Below are 18,942 nucleotides of genomic sequence, written 5' to 3'. Positions count from 1 at the left end.
TCTAGCCTTCCTGGTTCTTCGCATTGATGGAGCGCAATGCCTGACTCATATGAGCACCGACCTTAGCGATGAACGGTTCGTCGATGATCTGGATGTGCTCCCCACCGACCGGAACCACCTCGAGATCAGAGACGAACTCGCCCCAGCCACCGTCGGGCTGGCGAGTCGCGTACGCGGGCTCGAACGTAATGGCGTCGTCGTGGTACCGGTCCGCCATGTACAGCGTCATATGGCCGTCGAACGGCACCGGCGTCGACGTGTCGATGGCCCGCTGGTCCAGGTAGGACGTGCGCTGGTGCTCGATGATCCCCCCGGGGATCTCCACGCCGGCCGCCTTGACCGCCTCCAGCACGAACCTGACCTGGCCCTCGTCGTCGAGCTCCTCCAGCTGCTCATACGGGATGGCCGGAATCTGCACGTTGAAGGTCTTCTGCGCAAAGGCCGCATACCGGTCCCAGCGCTTGCGGGTCTCCTCCGTGGTCGTCAGGATCGGCGTCCCGGGGCGCACCCCGTCGATATTGCCGACCCAGGCCACCTCGGCGCCGGCCTCCTTGAGGCCCACCGCACAGGCGTACGCCAACACCGCACCGAGTGACCACCCGGCGAGAATGAACGGACCCTTGTGCAGCTCAAGAAGCTTCGGCACGTACTGGGTCGCCCGCTCCTCGATGGTGCCCTCGACGCGCTCAAAACCGAACATCGGCGTGTCCTCGGGCAGACGCTTCAACAGCGGCTCGTAAACAACCGTCGACCCGCCCGCCGGATGGAACACGAAGACGGGGACCGTTGTCGAACCCTCCTGCCTGGGCTGCAGGGTCCGCACGAAGCCGTCGATCTTGCCGGCCTCCAATCGGCTGCGGACAACCTCACCGAGTGCCTCGATGGTCGGCGCGAGCTTGACCTCCTCGGCGCCGATCTCACCATCGGCACGCTGCGAAAGGCGTTCTGCGAGTTTCTCGGCCGTCGCGTCGTCGATCTTGGGCAGCGCGTTGAAAATGCTGCCCGGCGACTCGCCGGTGACGATGGCCCACGTCGCGAAGGCGACACGTTCGGCCGCATCACGCGGTGGCACATCGGCATTCAGCGCCTCGGCGATGGCTTCCTGGTTCATCACGGCGGCAGCCTTGGCCAGTTCAGAGGTCTCCGCAGAGAGGGCCGGCTCCGCCGAGGGAACGCTGTCGGCGGCGGGCTCCGGCTCCGCGGCCTGCGGGGCGGCTTCCAGCGCCTTCTCAAGATCGGCCTTGGACAGCATGCCGCCGGTCGGCGCGGCCTCCTTGAATTCATCGGTCTGCTGGTAGTCGTGCAGCTCGTGCACGGCGTCGGGGTTCTCCAGCGCGTAGACAACCAGCCGCTCGACATCGAGCAGGTTGGCATCGCGCACGGCCTGCAGCTGGATGGGCGGCAGGTCGAAGTCGAACTCGACGCGGTTCTTGATGCGCACAGCCATCAAGGAATCCAGACCCAGCTCGATCAACGGCACCTCGCGCGGCACGTCCTCGGGCTCGTAGCCCATGGCCAGCGACACGATCGCGGCCAGACGCTCGATGACCGGCTCGCCGGACTCCTTGCTCCACTTCTTGAAGTCGGCACCCGCACCCGCCCCGGAGAGCAGGTTGTCGTGAATCTCTTCGGGCACCTCGTCTTCCGCGACCGCGACCGCCAGGGCGGGGGCCGCCGTCACCGTCGCCGAACCGTTGGTGGCAACACCCGCGGCGGTCGCGAACGGCAGTGCGCCGCCCTGACCCGCACGGGACACCACCGCGTCGTAGACAAGGGTGAAGGATTCACCGATGCGGGCGTGCACCTGCACGGTGGCCCCACCGGGATGGCGAGACAGCGTGGTCACCAGCGTGGAACCTTCGCCCGGGATCGCCCGCTGCTCGGATGCGGTCAGCTGAGCATCCGGAAGTACCGTTACCGCAGCGGCTTTCACCAGCTCGGGGAGAAGAGCGGAAATACCGCTCACGTCGGATGTCGCCGGCGTTGCGGCTCCCAGAGTCCATTCCCACACATGCTTGCCGTCGGGCAGCGATACGTGCGTACCGGGGATCCGGGTCGCGCCATCAACACTGAAATGCGCGGGGAGCCAGTGTTCCTTGCGCTTGAACTCGGTCGGAGGAATCGGCGCGTAATCCGCCGACCTGGTCGCCGCGACGAACAGCGTCCGCGGATCCAGGCTATGGCCGTACACATAGAGCTGGGCCATGGTCTTGACCATGGACTCGACCTCGTCCTCTTTACGGGCGAGCGTCGCGATCAGCTGTGCGTCAGGCAGTCCGGATGACATGGTGGTGAGCCCAACCTGCATGAGCGCCACAGGATTCGGTGCCAGCTCCAGGAAAGTGGTGTATCCGGCGTCCACGGCGTTACGGGTGCCATGGGTGAAGTAGACCGAATGCCGCATTCCCTTCTTCCAGTAGTCGACATCGTGCACCGGGTCACCGCCGGGGCGAATGAACGTGCCCTCGTTCACCGTCGAGAAGATCCCGATCTTCGGGGTCATCGGCTCGATCCCCTGCAGTTCGGCGGCGAACTCGCCGAGCAGCGGGTCCATCTGCGAGGTATGGCCGGCACCCTTGGTCTGAAGCTTGCGGGCGAACTTGCCCTCAGCCTCGCAGCGCGCCACGATCGCGTCGACCTGCGCCGGCGGACCACCGATGACGGTCTGCGAGGGGGCGGCGTACACGCACACCTCCAGGTCGGGGAAGTCGGCGAACACCGTCCGAAGCTCGTCGGCCGAGTACTCGACCAGCGCCATCAGCCGGATGTAGTCACCGAACAGCATCGCCTCGCCCTCACCCATCAGGTGGGCACGCGAGCAGATGACGCGGGTGGCGTCAGCCAGCGACAGCCCCCCAGCGAAGTAGGCCGACGCGGGCTCGCCCAGCGACTGCCCGATCACCGCGGTGGGCTTGGCGCCATGGGCCTTGAGCACCTCACCCAGACCGATTTGGATCGCAAAGATGGCGATGTTGCTGGTTTCGATGCCGTACTCGTGCGAGTCGTCGAGGATCAACTCGACAACGGAGTAGCCCCGCTCGTCCTGCACGTACGCGTCGACCTTGTCGATCCACTCCGCGAAGATCGGATCGCGCAGGTACAGGCTCTTACCCATCTTGCGGTGCTGCGCACCGAAACCGGCCATCACCCAAACCGGACCGCTGGTGACGGGACCATCCACGGAGTAGACGTACGGCTTCTGCTTGCCTTCGGCGACGGCGCGCAGGCCCTTGATGGCCTCATCGAAATCGTGGGCCAACACCACGGCACGCGAGCGCCCGTGATTGCGCCGGGACAGCGATCGTCCGATGGACTCCAGCGAGTAGGACTGGCCCTCTTCGGATTCCATCCAGTCCGCCAGCGCGGCCGCGGCGGCCTTCTTGCGGGAGGACAGGAAGCCTGAGATAAAGAGCGGGACAACGGGAGTCACCGGCTCTTCGGCAGCGAGCTCGGCCAGCGCCTCCTCTTTGAGTCGCTTGGCCTCGTCGGTCAGTCCAGGCAGCTCGTGCGGCCCATCGGAGTACCCGCCGATGAACTCGCCGTACTCGTCAAAACGAGATGCGTCGAAATCGGTACCTTCTTCAGTATCCGCCTCTGCCGCAACATGTTTGCCGTTGACGTCGGAATTTTCGTCCACATCGGATTCGGACGGCTCACTGGGTTCCACCAGGTCGATCGGCAGCACCTCGCGCACCACGATGTGGGCGTTGGCGCCACCGAAACCGAAGCCGGAAACACCGGCGATGGCGTGCCCGCTGTAGCGCGGCCAGTCGGAGACCTGGTCGACGACCTTCAAGTGAATCGCGTCGAAGTCGATGTACGGGTTGGGGCCGGTGTAGTTGATCGACGGCGGAACCTTGTTGTTCTGCAAGGCCAGCACGATCTTCGACAGGCTCGCGGCACCGGCCGCGGACTCCAGGTGCCCGAAGTTCGACTTAGCCGAGCCCAGCAGTGCCGGCTTATCGGCGTCGCGTCCACGGCCCACCACCCGGCCCAGGCCGTCGGCCTCGATCGGATCGCCGAGGATGGTGCCGGTGCCGTGCGCCTCGATGACGTCGACGGTGCGCGGATCGATACCGGCGTCCTTGTAGGCCTTGCGCAACACCTCGGCCTGGGCGTCGGGGTTTGGTGCGAGCAGACCATTGGACCGGCCATCGTGATTGACCGCGGACCCGGCGATGATCGCCATGATCGGGTCACCGTCGCGTCGCGCATCGGAGAGGCGCTTGAGCACCAGCATGCCGCCACCCTCGGAACGGCTGTAGCCGTTGGCATCCTGCGAGAAGGACTTGATGCGGCCATCCGGGGCGAGCACGCCGCCGACCTCGTCGAAACCGACCGTCACGAGCGGTGTGATGAGTGCGTTGACGCCACCGGCCAAGACGACATCGGCCTCACCGGAACGCAGGGCCTTCACGCCCTGATGCACCGCGACCAGCGAGGAGGAACATGCGGTGTCGACGGCAACACTCGGGCCGCGGAAGTCAAAGAAATACGAAACCCGGTTGGCGATAATCGAACTCGCATTTCCGGTGATGGCGTACGGGTGCATGACAGTGGGGTCGGCCACCGACAGGTAACCGTAGTCGTTGTTGGAGCTGCCGATGTAGACACCGACGCTGTCTCCCTTGAGGCTCGATGCCGGAATGCGCGCGTTCTCCAGCGCCTCCCAGGTGAGTTCGAGGGCCATCCGCTGCTGCGGATCGATATTGTCGGCCTCCATCTTGGAGAGCGTGAAGAACTCGGCGTCGAACCCCTTGATGTCCTTCAGGTATCCGCCGCGGGTGGCGGCTTGCGCAACGCGTTCGGCGATGCGCGGTTCACTGGTGAACTCTTCCCAGCGCCCCTCGGGCAGGTCGGTGATCGCGTCGCGGCCCTCCAGCAGCGCCTCCCACAGCTGCGCCGGGGTATTGACATCACCGGGCAGGCGGGTGGCAAGACCGATCACCGCAATATCGAATTCGCCTGTGGCAGCCTTGGGATCGCGTGACCAGTCCTCGTCACCGGCGTCCGGCAACTCCGGCTCACCCTCGATGATGCGGGTGGCCAGTGACTCGATGGTGGGGTGCTGGAAGGCCACGGTGGCGGTCAGCGTGACCCCGGTGAGGTCTTCGATATCGGCCGCCATGGCCACCGCGTCACGCGAGGACAAGCCCATCTCCACCATGGGTGCCGACTCGTCGATGCGATCGGGGCTCACCCCGGTGGCCTTGGCGATCCAATTACGCAGCCACTCGCGCATCTCGGCGACAGTCAGCTCGGCGCCGCTGGTGGGTGCCGCCGCCTCTGGAGCCTCGGGCTCGGTCTCGATCTCTGGTGTCGAATCCTGTTGCGTATCAGTCATGTTCGAGCCCTCTCCGGGGTATCGCGTACGGACGACCGTGTGTAACGGTTACTGCCGGTCGTCGGGGAATGCGGTCTGCTGGTAGCCGCCGCGCAGGCTGCCATCCAGGTAGCTGGTCCGTGCGGCCCGGCGGGCGATCTTGCCGCTGGAGGTCCGCGCGATCGAGCCGGCCGGAACCAGCAGCACATCGCGCACCGTCACACCGTGGCGCACCGCGACTGCGGCGCGCACATCGTCACCCACCGCCTGGTTATCCGACTTGTGGGCGCCCACGCTGCGCTCGCCGATGACGACCAGCTGCTCGGAGGAGTCCTCCGGGTCATACTTCAAGCCCGCGTGCGGGTTGTCGAAGACGACCTGCGGCAGCTGGTTGGCCGGCACCGAGAAGGCGGCGACGTATCCCGGGCGCAGCGCCTTGTTCGCCTCCTGCGCGGTGTACTCGATGTCCTGCGGGTAGTGGTTACGGCCGTCCACGATGATGAGGTCCTTGACGCGGCCGGTGATGTACAGCTCGCCATCCACCCACACTCCGAGGTCACCGGTGTTGAGCCAGATGGCGTCGTCCGATACACCCTCGGCATGTGATTCGGCGATCCGCGACTTGAGGGTGTTCTGGAACGCCTCGCGCGTTTCCTCCGGGCGGCCCCAGTAGCCGGAGCCAATGTTGTTGCCGTGCAACCAGATCTCGCCGATCTGGCCGTCGGGCAGTTCGGAGGCGGTCTCACCGTCCACGATGACGCCCCACTCGTCGCGGGCCATCCGTCCGCTGGACACCTGCGTCACCGAGTTTTCGGCGCCCGGCTCCACTTCGACGATGCGCCCGGCATTCAGCTCGGTGCGATCCACGTGCAGCACGCGCGCCCTATCCGTGTTCCAGATGGTCGAGGTGACGAACAGCGTGGCCTCGGCCATGCCGTAGGACGGGTGGATGGCCTTGGGATCGAAGCCATACGGCTCAAAGGCATCGCAGAACTTCTTGAGCGAGGCCGTGGACACCGGCTCGGATCCGTTGATGATCGAGTAGACGTTCGAGAGGTCCAGCGGTGGCTCGCCCTCCTTGGGTACGCCGCGCATCGCGCAATGCTCGAAGGCGAAGTTCGGCAAGGCCGAATAGGTGCCGGCGCGGTCATCACCCTGGACCCCCATTTCCCGCAGCCAGCGGATGGGCCGACGGATGAACGCCGCCGGGCTCATCACCGTCATGTGCCGACCGATCATGGACGGCACCATCACCGTGATCAGGCCCATGTCGTGGAAGAACGGCAGCCAGGTGGTCCCGCGATGACTACCGTCACCTTCTTTTGCCGACAACGCGTCGATCAGCTGCAGCAGGTTGGTGGCAAGTGACAGGTGGGTGATCTGCACACCGGCCGGCGCGCGGGTGGAACCAGAGGTGTACTGCAGGTAGGCGATGGTGTCCTTGGTGGCCACGGGCTCCACCCACGTCGACCCCACGTCATTCGGGATGGCGTCGACGGCGATCACGCGGGGGCGCTCCTTGGGCGGACGATTCCGGAAGAACCTACGCACGCCCTCGGCGCACTCGGTGGTCGTCAGCACCGCGGACGGCTGGCAGTCGTCGAGCACCGCGTGCAGGCGGCCCGCATGGCCGGCCTCGCTGGGGTCGAACAGCGGCACCGCGATGGCACCGGCATATAGAGCTCCATAATGCGCGACCAGATAGTCGAGGCTCTGCGGCGCCAGGATGGCGACACGGTCGCCCGGCTTGGTCACCTGTTGCAGACGGGCCGCCACGGCACGGTTGCGCGCACCGAACTCCGACCAGGTGATGTCGATATACGCGCCGTCACGCTCGGTGGAGAAGTCGAGGAACCGGTACGCCAGGCTGTCGCCCTGCGACTCTGCCCAACCTTCGACGTGACGAACAATGCTCCCGTCTTCGGGGAACTTGATGTGGCCCGCCGAGTCGAGGAACGGGTTGTCGAACGCCATTGTGCTTTTCTCCTCTGACGGTGCATGGTGCGCGTTTCGCGGGCCTGAAGCATTCGCGAGCACGCGTCATCGCGAACGTCAAATCCTCGATGATGGTACCGAGAGGCATTCGCGTACTACGGCAGCTCAGGCGGCCATTCGCGACGAGGTTATCGGTCGGCGTCGGCCAGCCAAAATCCCGCGACCCAACGAACGGCTTACAGTCTTATTTTTCTCTTAATCTTAGGCGAGCGTACCGTGCCCGCCAAATATCTCGTCGCCCTGTTGCGAAGATGACATCGAGGCCCGTCAGCCGTGCTTCGGATGGGGTGCCTTCTCGATGAGCCCCTCAGCCCAGTTGGTGGTCCATACCGTCGCCGGCTGACCATCGATCTGCCAAAACTCCGGCGTGGCGTACAGCGCATGTACGGGTGCACCCGCGCCGCCGGACAGAATATCCAGCGTCTTGCCCAGGTTGGAGATGTTGAAGGCGTCCGGCGGCGCCGCGCAGATCAGATCACCGGTACCGCAGATTTGATTAGTGCGGTCGCTGAGCTCACCGAATCCGCCGGGACGCGGACCCGACATCTTCAGACCGAACGAATCCAGCACTCCCAGATCGCCCAGAGTGACCTCGGCACCCTGCCCGGGCGGGTTGGGTCCCGGCGACAGCCCGACCCCGTCCTGACGGCGGCCGTCTGCGATCAATGTCACGCCGAGCACCAAGTCCTGATCAACCGGTCCCTCGCCGTTTCCGATCTGGTTGGCGATGTCACCGGCGATCACCGCACCTTGCGAGAAACCAATCAGAACGTAGCTGGTGAGCGGGCACCGGTCGTACATCTCGGTCAGCTGCTTGACCGCGCGGTCCGTACCTTCCTTGCGGCTGTCGTTGTAGGACATCTGGTTGTCATTGGCGAACGGGTTGTGAAACTGGGCGGTGTACGGCACCGTCCACGTCTCCAACCGGGCCTTGTCGAACTTCTCGGTGATCGGCCGCGAGACGTTAAGCAGCAGCGAGCGCGGGAACTGCGTGGGATTGAGCGGATCGTCGGTGACCGACGACTCCCACGTGCCGGGGATGATGAGCGTCTGCACATCGGGGCAGTCGGCGCTCTGGAAGGCCGGCCGGGGTTTCTGGCCAGGCCGTGTCAACGGCGGTGTCGTCGTCGTCACCTGCCCCGCGGGCGGCGTGACGTCGTCAGGCCGGCGGACGATGACAACGACGATAGCGATCACCAGGATGACGACGACGGCCACGGCCAGCGCCGCCGCCAAACCGAGAATCCGGTGTCGTTTACTACTCGAGGTCTTGGGCATGTGTCTCCTGGCCGTTCGTGACGTGCGGTCTCGCAGCTTGCTCCACGGTACCGGGAGCCCCGGGCGAGGCTACCGAACCGATGCCATCCGCACCTGCGCAAATGATCGTCACAGCACAGAATTCGTTACGCGATTGTGGCCGTCGGTCGTCTCCCGAAACGACGAAGGCGGCGACCACCGAAGTGGCCGCCGCCTTCGCGATTGTCAGTGATGCTCAGTGGCTGCCCAGGTAGGCGACCATGTCAGACTTCATGGCCTTGAGCTGGTTGCCCCAGTAGGTCCAGTTGTGCAGACCACCCGGGGGGAACTCCACGTGGGCGTTCTTGCCACCGGCTGCGGTGTAGGCATCGACGTACTGCTTGTTGATGCCGATCGCCATGCCCTCAAGGAATCCACCGGTGAAGTTCTCGAAGCCGTTACGCGTGGCGTCGAGGTCGGTGGCGTCGCCGCTACCGCAGTAGATCCACAGGCGGGTGCCGTTGGCCACGGTCTTGTCGATGTTCAGGAACGGGTCGTTGCGAACCCAGGCCGGATCGCTATCCGGTCCCCACATGTCCTGCGCACTGAAGCCACCGGCGTCGCCCATGGCCATACCGACCTGCCCCTTCATGTCTGCGGGGTGCAGGAAGCCGGACAGCGCGCCGGCGTAGACGAACTGCTGCGGGTGGTAGTTGGCCAGCGTGATGGCGGATGCGCCACCCATGGACAGACCGACGACAGCGTTACCGGTCTTGGACACACCGTTGTTGGCCGCCAGGTATGCGGGCAGCTCCTGGGTCAGGAAGGTCTCCCACTTGTAGGTGAAGACGCCGTCCTTGCCCTTGGCGGGCTGGTACCAGTCGGTGTACCAGCTGGACTGGCCGCCGACGGGCATGACCATGGAGAGGCCGGACTGGTAGTAGTCCTCGAACGCCGTGGTCTCGATGTCCCAGCCGTTGAAGTCGTCGCGCGCACGCAGACCATCCAGCAGGTAGACGGCCTTAGCGCCGCCACCCTGGAACTGGATCTTGATGTCGCGGCCCATGGAGGCCGACGGAACCTGTAGATCCACAACCGGGAGACCCGGCCGCGAGAACGCGTTCGCAACTGCTGAACCACCGGTAACACCGATGAGTCCGGGCAGAACAGCAGCTGCCGCAGCGGCGACAGCAAGTCGACGCGCGGTCACACCGCGCAAGTTTGAAAAGAGCTTCATTACCTCAGTATCCCGTCTGCTTCAGTCGGCGTTACATGTCAGGCCGACAGACATCCTGTGGGGTCCCCGAGGTAGTCAACCACATCAGGAGGGCTGTCAACACATCCCGGCGCGGATGTTGGCCCTCCGCAACCAGACCGATGTGTTCCTGAGACACAGTCCGGCGAAGACAAAAAGAGCGGTGGCCACCTGGGTGGCCACCGCTCTTTTGACTGCTTATGCCTAGTGGCTCTGCAGGTAGGCAACCATGTCGGACTTCATGGCCCGCAACTGCTGGCCCCAGTAGGTCCAGTTGTGGATACCGCCCGGAGGAAACTCGACGTGGGCGTTCTTGCCGCCGGCGGCGGTGTAGGCCTCGACGAACTTCTTGTTCGAACCGATGGCCATGCCCTCCAGGAATCCACCGGTGAAGTTCTCGAAGCCGTTACGGCTGGCGTCGAGATCGGTGGAGTCGCCGGTACCGCAGTACAGCCACAGGCGAGTGCCGTTGTCGATGATCTTCTGGATGTTCAGGAACGGGTCATTGCGCTGCCAGGCCGGATCGCTGTCCGGGCCCCACATATCGGAGGCACTGAAGCCACCGGCGTCACCCATGGCCATACCGATCTGGAACTTCATGTCCGACGGGTTCAGGAAGCCCGAGAGCGCACCCGCGTAGATGAACAGCTGCGGGTGGTAGATCGACAGGGTCAGTGCGGCAGAGGCGCCCATCGACAGACCGACGACTGCGTTACCGGTCTGCGAGATGCCCTTGTTGGCAGCCAGGTAGGCCGGAAGTTCCTGAGTGGTGAAGGTTTCCCACTTGTAGGTCCAGACGCCATCCTTGCCCTTGGCCGGGTTGTACCAGTCCGTGTAGAAGCTGGACTGACCGCCGACAGGCATGACCATGGAGATACCGGACTGGTAGTAGTCCTCGAACGCCGTGGTCTCGATGTCCCAACCGCTGAAGTCATCGCGCGCACGCAGACCATCCAGCAGGTAGACGGCCTTGGTACCGCCCGGCTGGAACTGGACCTTGATTTCGCGGCCCATCGACGCCGACGGCACCTGCAGGTACTCGACCGGAAGCCCGGGACGCGAGAACGCGCCCGCAATCGCCGAGCCACCGGTAACGCCGACAAGACCCGGCAGCACGGCTGCGGCCGTTGCCACTACAGCCAGTCGACGCGCGGTAACACCACGCATCTTCGAAAAGAGCTTCATTTACTTCGTTTTCCCATCTGTTTCAATCGATTTCCCACGCGCAGGCCAACGGATTTGATGGACGCCCGTCGCACGTTCGCGCGGTAGTCAACCACATCCCTGGACCTGTCAGCATCATCACTACGTGCGCCTGCGGACCTTCTCAAGGTGCCCCGAGACCCTAGCCATTGAGCGTGGCAATCAGATCACCCTTGAGGGCCTGCAGTTGCTGTCCCCAATACGGCCAGGAGTGATTCCCGGACGAGGGGAAGACAAATGTGGCGTTGCTGCCGCCGGCGGCGGCATACGCCTGCTGGAACCTCTTGTTGCCGCTGACAGCCAGCGACTCCAAGCTGCTCGCACTCAGGGCGACACCGGCATCGCCGTTTTCGTCGATCGGTGTCGAGCCACCAGGAGCGCAATAGATGTAGAGGCGGGTTCCGGCCGCGACCAGCCCCTGGACCTGCACGGTGGGATCATTGCGCCGCCACGCCGGATCCCACGGCGGGCCCCACATGTTGTCGACGCTGTAGCTGCCGGCGTCGAGCATCGCGACCCGAATCGCGTTGGTCATGAAAATGGTTGAGGGATTGAGGAATCCCGAGAGCGAGCCCGCGAATCTGAACTGTGCAGGGTGGTAGGCAGCCAGGATCAGCGCCGCGCCGCCACTCATCGACAGTCCCACGACACCATTGCCGGTGGCCGATATTTGCTTGTTGGTGGCGAGGTAAACGGGCAGCTCTTGTGTGAGGAATGTTTCCCATTTGTACGTGTACGGCTGCTTGTTGAGCGCAGACGGCGAATACCAGTCGCTGTAGAAACTCGACTGGCCGCCCACAGGCATGACCACCGAAATTCCCGACTGATAGAACCAGTCGAATGCCCCGGTGTTGATATCCCAGCCGTTGAAGTCGTCCTGAGCGCGAAGGCCGTCAAGCAGGTAGACCGCCTTGGGTCCCCCACCCATGAACTCGACTCGGATATTGCGCCCCATCGAATTGGAGTAGACGTCCAGGTACTCGACCGGAAGTCCCTCACGCGAAAAGGCATGCGCCGTAGCCGGACTGATCGCCAAACCCGCAGCCATCGCCAAGGGCATCACAACCGCCGCTAACAGGGCCGTCAGCACGCGGCGGGCTCTCACGCGCACGCTCATCTGGGATCCATCCGTTTCATTGGGGAAGTCACAACTGTCACTTCTGTAACGCAACATTGCGTCTGAAGTGTCTGACACGGTCGTCTTCGTATCGCCACGACGGGGCCGCAGCGTTACCTAATTGGGATCTCGATTCGGACACGGAGACCCACCGGCACGGTCGCTTGTAGGGCCCCGACGGGGAACGCTCTAGGGACCGGTCGCCGGAAGCCCAGTGTACGGGGGGGTATCCAGCTTTGGCATCGGCAGACCGCATCGAGCCAGTTCAAAGCGCGGCACACGGTCGATTCGGTAAGTGGTGAAGTCCGCGGCGTGCAACAGATTGGACACGAAAAGCCGAGGTGAGAGCGGCCGGCGTATCGAACCCAACATCGCATCGGTCTGCGGGCATTTGAGCGCCTCCACGGCCTCCGCCACCCAGTCCTGGTCGATGTATCGCGGGATGTACGGGTAGCGCTTGAGCCAGGGCCCGTCGGCGATCATCCAGTCCGGGAAGAGGTTCTTGTCGTGGCCGATGCGTCCATCGGTGATGCGCGCAGTGTGTGCGGCCAACGGGTTGGCCAGGCCGATTTGGTCCACGATCCGCACATCCAGGCCCAGGTTCATGCCGAGCATGCCCAAGTTGGTGAACAGCACCGCGTGCGGCCCGCGATAACCATGCGGAATCGGAGGTGGCGGCGGGATGGCCGGCACCACATCCCACTGGTCGTAGTTCCCCGACGGGAGCAGTAACGCGCCATCCGGGGTGTTGTCGATGGCCACCAGCACCGCACGCATGCGCGGGTAGTTCAGGTAGTCCGCGGCGGTCAGCGGATGGGCGACACCGGTCGCCTGGGCGTAGAAACGCCGCTCATCGACGATGCCGCTATAGGTGACCTTGGTGCCATCCCCGCCCATTCCCGGGGAATTGGCCACCCACACCGACCAGCCGGCAATGCCGGCGAACAGGCCGACAGTGGCCGCGGTGAGCAGGCGAGCCTGCTTCGGAGTGAAGGCCGCACTGTCCGGAGCGGCCAGCGGAACCACCGAGATCGGCAGCAACAGGCAGAACACCGGCGTCAAGAGCACGCGGGCGTGCATGAAGTCCCCACCCTGCCGGATCCAGTACACGCCCTGGATGAATCCGCTCGCGAGCATGAAAAGAACTACAGCGGTGGGGTTTTGGATAAGACGTGCCAGCCAGCCGTATCCAGGGGCGGCCACCTGACGTACCCACCATTGACCGCGGCGAGCCTGGTAGGCGGCCACGCCGAGCGCGATGAGCAGGACCGCCGGAACCCAGATGAGATATGGCGAATTCATGTTCTGCAGGTAGACGAAGCCCTGTCCCCATTTGGAGCCCGACGCGTCCTTGGCGATCGCCGTACTCGGCACCAGCAGGCCGTAATAGCCCATCCGGAAGATCTGATACAGCACCGGCAATGCTCCACCGGCCGCCACGATGTACAACCGGATGGTGAACCCGCGCGCGGCGATCAACATCATCACCAGAAAGCCGCCGCCGATAAGCGCGAGCTCCGGACGGATCAGCACACTCAGCCCGGCCAAAAAGGCCAGCCCTAACGTAAACCGCTTGCTCAGAACATCTTTCTGGTCTTTTTGGGCGGCATGCACGATCCGCGGGTCCACCGGCTGATGCGGGCCGCCGCGCCGATCCAGAGTCACCGGCATGCGCACGGCCTGCGCCCAGATCACCATCATGAGCCACAGCCCACCCAAATACGCCAGCACCAAACCGTTTTCAAGGCCAGAGGTGGCGAAGTCGCGGGCCGGAGGGATGGCGATGTACACCAGCATTCCGGCGGGCACCATGACGGCGGCGCGCCCGGCAAGCAGCGGCGCGTAGAGCCGGGCAGTGCCCAAGATGGCCAGCGCGACGCCGGCCAGACTCAGCACCAGCGACAGCGTCAGCGCCACGTACTCCAGGCGCATGCCTCCGCCGGCCCAACTACCCAGATACGTCAGATAGGTCCACACTGTGGAGGTATTGGCCTCTACCCGTTCTCCCTTATTGAAAACAGGACCGTTGCCCGCCAGCAGATTTCGCACGGTACGCAGCACGATGAGGCCGTCATCCGCTATCCAGCGCCGCTGCCAGGCACCCCAACCGAACAGCACGGTCACGGTGAGGACGCTGACCCACATGGTGAAGCGGGTCAGTCCATTCGTGCCCGGGCCGGGTTGGGTATTAGGAGAAGTAGAAGGCCGCACCGAGTGATCCGATCCATGCGACGAACAGGAACTGCAGCACCCTGTCCCCCAGAGCGATCTCCTCGGGCTCGCCTGCCTCGCCCCCGTCGACATCTACCGCGTAACGCAGGATCGCGACGGTGAACGGAATCATCGATGCCACAAACCAGGATCCGGCGCGGTGGTCGCGTTCGAAGGCCCACAGCCCGTAACAGACCACGATGGCGGTGGCCGATAGCGTCCACACGAAACGCAGGTAGCTGGAGGTATATCCCTCGAGCGACTTACGGATCTTGGCACCCGTCTTCTCGACGATCTGCAACTCGGCATAGCGCTTACCCGCGGTCATCATGAGCGACCCGAAGGCCATGATCAGCAGGAACCACTGCGACAGATACACCCCGGCGGCCACACCACCGGCAATCGCCCGAATGAGATACGCCGACGAGACGATGCAGATATCGATGACCGGCTGGTGTTTCAGGCCGAAACAGTAGGCCAGCTGGATGGCGATGTAGATCGCTATCACGATGACCAGGTTGATGTTGACGCGCGATGCGATACCCAGCGATCCGGCAGCCAGCACAACCGCAAGCCCGTACGCGGCGGGGATCGGGAGCACACCCGCGGCGATCGGCCGGAATCGCTTGGTGGGGTGCTGCCGATCGGCATCCACGTCGCGGGCGTCGTTGATCAGATAGATGGACGAGGCCGCCATGCTGAACGCAACAAAGGCAATAGCGACCCGAATGAAAATGCCCCGGTAGTCGTGCGGCGAGATATCGCCGAGCGCCGCCAACGGCGCCGCGAAGACCAGGACGTTCTTCACCCACTGGCGCGGGCGCACCGCCTTGACGATCCCCGAAACGAGATTCTTGGGCGGGCCCGCCGTAGGAGTCGGTGCCTCACTCATCGCTGTTCCTCCTTGAGCGCCAGGCGAGCGTCCGCCCGACGAACGGCCGCGCCGATCAGTACGCCAATCGCGGCGCCCGCGGCCACATCTGTGGGGTAATGCACGCCAAGAACCAACCGCGACAATGCCATCGGCGGAATCAGCAGCGCGGGCAGGGGCAATCCCGTCAGCGGCGCGAGCAGCACTGCCGCCGCCGCGGTCGAGGTGGCATGCGAAGAGGGGAAGCTCAACCGGCTTGGGGTACTGACATTCACCCGCACCGCCTCATGGCTGGGACGACGGCGACGCACCACACGCTTGATGATCACCGAGGCGGCATGGGCGCCAAAGGCGCCGGCGCCCGCCGCCAACCAGCTGCGACGACGGGGCTTGTCACTTTTGTTGATGGCCGCTCCGACCAGCGCCGCGGCCACCCATCCGATGCTGTGCTCACCGAAATGGGACAGCCCGCGAGCAGTGCTGAGCACCCCGGGCCGACCGGCGAGAGCCGACTGCACGGCGACCAGCACCGCGGTCTCACCCTGCGGCGCGGTCACCTCGCCCGGCAGCAGACCGGTCATGCACTCACCCCGGGATTCACCGACTGAGCCGCCGTGTTGTCCTTCTCGATGCCAAGGATGTTCTCCCACTGCTCTTTACTGGTCAGCGTCGGCAGCGCGTTGCGGTAGGTCTTGCGCATCTTGTTGAAATTACGCATCAGCTGCAGGTGGCGGCGCGCCGACGCGCGCAGCAGCTCGAACATCTTGGCGCGGTCACGCTGCCGGTACACCACGCCCCGCCCGTCGGCGGTGGTCACGGTGACACCATCGACACGGCACAGCAGGAACCAGCGAGCATCCTGGGTCGCCACATTCAGCTCCGGGCGCACGTGATGCGCGGGATCTTCCTTTTTGAGCTGGTGAATCACACCGCGGGAGAGTCGGAACCCGATGGCGGGCAACGAGACCGGCGGCCTATGCACCTTGCGGCGTCCAGACGGGGACGGCAGTGAGGTGGCTGTCGGGAGCACCACGGCGTCCGGGAACTCCTGGCGCATCTTGCGCACATCGGGCAGCGCCGACTCCAGAATCGATGCGATGTGCTCTGGCCCCGCCAGGAAGTCGTCAATGGCCCGGTTCTGGATGGCCACGGTCGAGTACTCGAGGCACAGCAGGTGTTTGAAGGTGGCCTTCAGCGAGCTGGCGAGCAGACCGCGGATCGGGTTGTCCCAGTGCAGTGCTGCCACCACCAGCCGGTTACGCAGGTGGAAGTAGGCCTGCCAGTCGATGGCGTCGTCCTTGTCGCTCCAGGCCATGTGCCAGATCGCGGTGCCCGGCATCGACGCGGTGCCGTAACCGTGCTCGTTGGCGCGGATCCCGTACTCGACGTCATCCCATTTGATGAACAGCGGCAGCGGCTGCCCCAGTTCCTCGGCGACAGCGCGCGGGATCATGCACATCCACCAGCCGTTGAAGTCGACATCGATGCGGCGGTGCAGCAGCTTACTGCGCTCCTCTTCGATGTCGCCCAGCGCGAACTTGGCGAAGTCGTGGTCGTACTCGGCGAACGGCGCATTGGTCCACATGAAGTTGTCACGGTTGACCATCTCGCCCATCACATGCAGGTGCGAGGGCTCCTGCAAGTTGAGCATCTGGCCACCGACGAGCATGGGGGCCTTGGCAAACCGGCTCAACGCCAGGGCCCGCAGGATCGAATCCGGCTCGATCCGGATGTCGTCGTCCATGTAGAGAATCTGCTCGCAGTCGGTGTTCTTGAGCGCCTCGTACATGACCCGGCTGTAGCCACCCGAACCGCCCAGGTTCGGCTGATCGAACACCCGGAGCCGGTCCCCCAGCGGTCTCGCGGCAGCGGCCCATTCCGGATGGTCCTTGGCCTTCTTGGTGCCCTGGTCCGGAACGATGACCGCGGTAATCACCTTGTCCACCTGCGGGTCCGAGGTAAGCGCCTTGAGGGCGTTCACGCAATCTCCGGGACGGTTGAAGGTGGGGATGCCCACGGTGATGCTGGCGCGGCCTGGTGCGGCGCTCGGCGCGTACCAGCCCGCGTTGTGCAGCGCGACCTCGGTATCGGAGGTGATGTCGAACCAGATCCAGCCGCCATCCTCGAATGCGTCCAGGCCGATCTCGAACTCGATCACCGCATTCTGGCCACTGAACTGGGTGCCGCCCACCGTGATTCGAGCTCCGGTGGCCTTAGTCCGGTACACATCGATGCGACCGGCCCCACTCAGTTCAATGTGCAGCACCACGTTTTCCAGCGTCGACCAGCGACGCCAGTAGCTCGCCGGGAAGGCGTTGAAGTAGGTCGCGAATGACACCTCGGACTCCGCGCCGATCTCCAGGGTGGTGCGGGTGGGCGCGTGCGCACGCTTGGCGTTGGTGTCGGACTCGACGATGTAGAGCTTGCGCACGTCGAGCGGTTCACCCGGCCGGGGCAGGATCACCCGGGACAGCAGGCTCACCGCATGCGATTCCGCCGAATCGATGGGGCCGAATGGAATATCACTCATTGTCGTCACCTCCGGACAAGGGTGCACCGTCGGCCAGGTGCGGCGCGAGCACGTTGTCGTACATGCTCAGCGCACTGGCGATCGCCATGTGCATATCGAGATACTGATAGGTACCCAGCCGGCCACCGAACAGCACCTTGGCCGAAGCTGTTTCCTGCTTGGCGCGGGCACGGTAGGCGGCCAGGATGGCCCGATCGGATTCTGTGTTGATCGGGTAGTACGGCTCGTCATTTCCCTCGGCGAACCGCGAGAATTCCCGCATGATCACGGTCTTATCCGTCGGATAGGCCCGTTCCGGATGGAAGTGACGGAACTCGTGGATCCGCGTGTAGGGGACGTCGGCGTCGTTGTAGTTCATCACCGGGGTGCCCTGGAAATCGCCGGTATCGAGCACCTCGACCTCGAAGTCCAGAGTGCGCCAACCCAACTGGCCCTCCGCGTAGTCGAAGTAGCGATCCAACGGCCCGGTGTACACAACCGGAGCATGAGGCGACTGCGTGCGCAGGTCTTTCTGGACTTCGAACCAGTCGGTATCCAGGCGCACCTCGATCCGGTCGTCGGCGGCCATGTTCTGCAGCCATGCGGTGTACCCGTCGACCGGCAGTCCTTCGTAGGTGTCGTTGAAGTACCGGTTGTCAAAGGTGTAGCGCACCGGCAGCCGGGTGATGTTCCCGGCGGGCAGCAGCTTGGGGTCGGTCTGCCACTGCTTGGCGGTGTACGCCTTGACGAACGCCTCATACAGCGGGCGACCGATCAGCGATATCGCCTTTTCCTCAAGGTTGGTGGCGTCCTCGGTGGTGATCTCGGCGGCCTGCTCGGCGATGAGCGCGCGGGCCTCGTCCGGGGTGAAGTAGCGGCCGAAGAACTGTGAGACCAGCCCCAGGCCCAACGGGAACTGATAGGACTGCCCGTTGTGCATCGCGAAAACGCGGTGCTGGTAGCCGGTGAACTCGGTGAACTGCCGTACGTAGTCCCAGACTCTCTTATTAGAGGTGTGGAACAGGTGGGCGCCGTACTTGTGCACCTCTATACCGGTCTGCGGCTCGGGCTCGGAGTAGGCGTTACCACCGATGTGGTGACGCCTCTCGACGACGAGCACCTTCTTGTTCAGTTGCGTGGCCGCGCGCTCGGCGATGGTGAGGCCGAAAAACCCGGATCCGACGACGATCAGGTCGAACTGTTGGTTTTCTCCGGTCACGTG

At 64.3% G+C, this 18,942-nt stretch carries 11 protein-coding genes; all 11 read right to left on the bottom strand.

All coding sequences use genetic code 11. The features are described from left to right. Position 1 precedes the first annotated feature (1 nt). Complete coding sequence (pks13, locus tag B4394_RS13965) at positions 2 to 5,242, bottom strand: polyketide synthase Pks13 (RefSeq protein WP_502688528.1); 5,241 nt, start codon at positions 5,240 to 5,242, stop codon at positions 2 to 4. 150 nt (positions 5,243 to 5,392) lie between these two features. Further along, positions 5,393 to 7,297 (bottom strand): long-chain-fatty-acid--AMP ligase FadD32, encoded by a 1,905-nt coding sequence (gene fadD32, locus B4394_RS13960; protein ID WP_078311336.1) that lies wholly within the window; start codon positions 7,295 to 7,297, stop codon positions 5,393 to 5,395. Positions 7,298 to 7,585: 288 nt separating this feature from the next. After that, positions 7,586 to 8,596 carry a carboxylesterase Culp6 gene (gene culp6 / locus B4394_RS13955; protein ID WP_078315352.1) on the bottom strand — a complete coding sequence of 337 codons (1,011 nt, stop codon included), beginning with the start codon at positions 8,594 to 8,596 and terminating at the stop codon, positions 7,586 to 7,588. A gap of 214 nt (positions 8,597 to 8,810) precedes the next feature. Further along, positions 8,811 to 9,791 carry an alpha/beta hydrolase gene (locus tag B4394_RS13950; RefSeq protein ID WP_078311338.1) on the bottom strand — a complete coding sequence of 327 codons (981 nt, stop codon included), beginning with the start codon at positions 9,789 to 9,791 and terminating at the stop codon, positions 8,811 to 8,813. Between the two features lie 222 nt (positions 9,792 to 10,013). After that, positions 10,014 to 10,994: an esterase family protein gene (locus B4394_RS13945; protein WP_078311339.1), complete on the bottom strand. Its 981-nt coding sequence runs from the start codon at positions 10,992 to 10,994 to the stop codon at positions 10,014 to 10,016. A gap of 160 nt (positions 10,995 to 11,154) precedes the next feature. Beyond that, the gene (locus tag B4394_RS13940) at positions 11,155 to 12,129 is read right to left on the bottom strand and encodes an alpha/beta hydrolase (protein WP_078315351.1); all 975 of its coding nucleotides are present in this window, start codon (positions 12,127 to 12,129) and stop codon (positions 11,155 to 11,157) included. A 189-nt stretch (positions 12,130 to 12,318) separates the two neighbouring features. After that, on the bottom strand, positions 12,319 to 14,274 hold the full coding sequence (gene aftB, locus B4394_RS13935) for a terminal beta-(1->2)-arabinofuranosyltransferase (protein ID WP_078315350.1): 1,956 nt from the start codon (positions 14,272 to 14,274) through the stop codon (positions 12,319 to 12,321). A 43-nt stretch (positions 14,275 to 14,317) separates the two neighbouring features. Further along, entirely contained in the window at positions 14,318 to 15,232 is a 915-nt protein-coding gene (locus tag B4394_RS13930; protein ID WP_078311342.1) for a decaprenyl-phosphate phosphoribosyltransferase, read from the bottom strand. Continuing rightward, complete coding sequence (locus tag B4394_RS13925; protein WP_078315349.1) at positions 15,229 to 15,792, bottom strand: phosphatase PAP2 family protein; 564 nt, start codon at positions 15,790 to 15,792, stop codon at positions 15,229 to 15,231. Before B4394_RS13925 ends, B4394_RS13930 begins: the two co-directional genes overlap by 4 nt. Continuing rightward, the gene (locus B4394_RS13920; RefSeq protein ID WP_078315348.1) at positions 15,789 to 17,741 is read right to left on the bottom strand and encodes a glycosyltransferase; all 1,953 of its coding nucleotides are present in this window, start codon (positions 17,739 to 17,741) and stop codon (positions 15,789 to 15,791) included. Before B4394_RS13920 ends, B4394_RS13925 begins: the two co-directional genes overlap by 4 nt. Beyond that, complete coding sequence (gene glf / locus B4394_RS13915) at positions 17,734 to 18,939, bottom strand: UDP-galactopyranose mutase (protein WP_078311345.1); 1,206 nt, start codon at positions 18,937 to 18,939, stop codon at positions 17,734 to 17,736. Before glf ends, B4394_RS13920 begins: the two co-directional genes overlap by 8 nt. Positions 18,940 to 18,942: the final 3 nt, after the last annotated feature.

The organism is Mycobacterium sp. D16Q16, from assembly GCF_002013745.1.
GTDB lineage: Bacteria > Actinomycetota > Actinomycetes > Mycobacteriales > Mycobacteriaceae > Mycobacterium.
The sequence above is the reverse complement of the archived record's forward strand: the minus strand, read 5'-3'. Positions and strand labels throughout refer to the sequence as shown.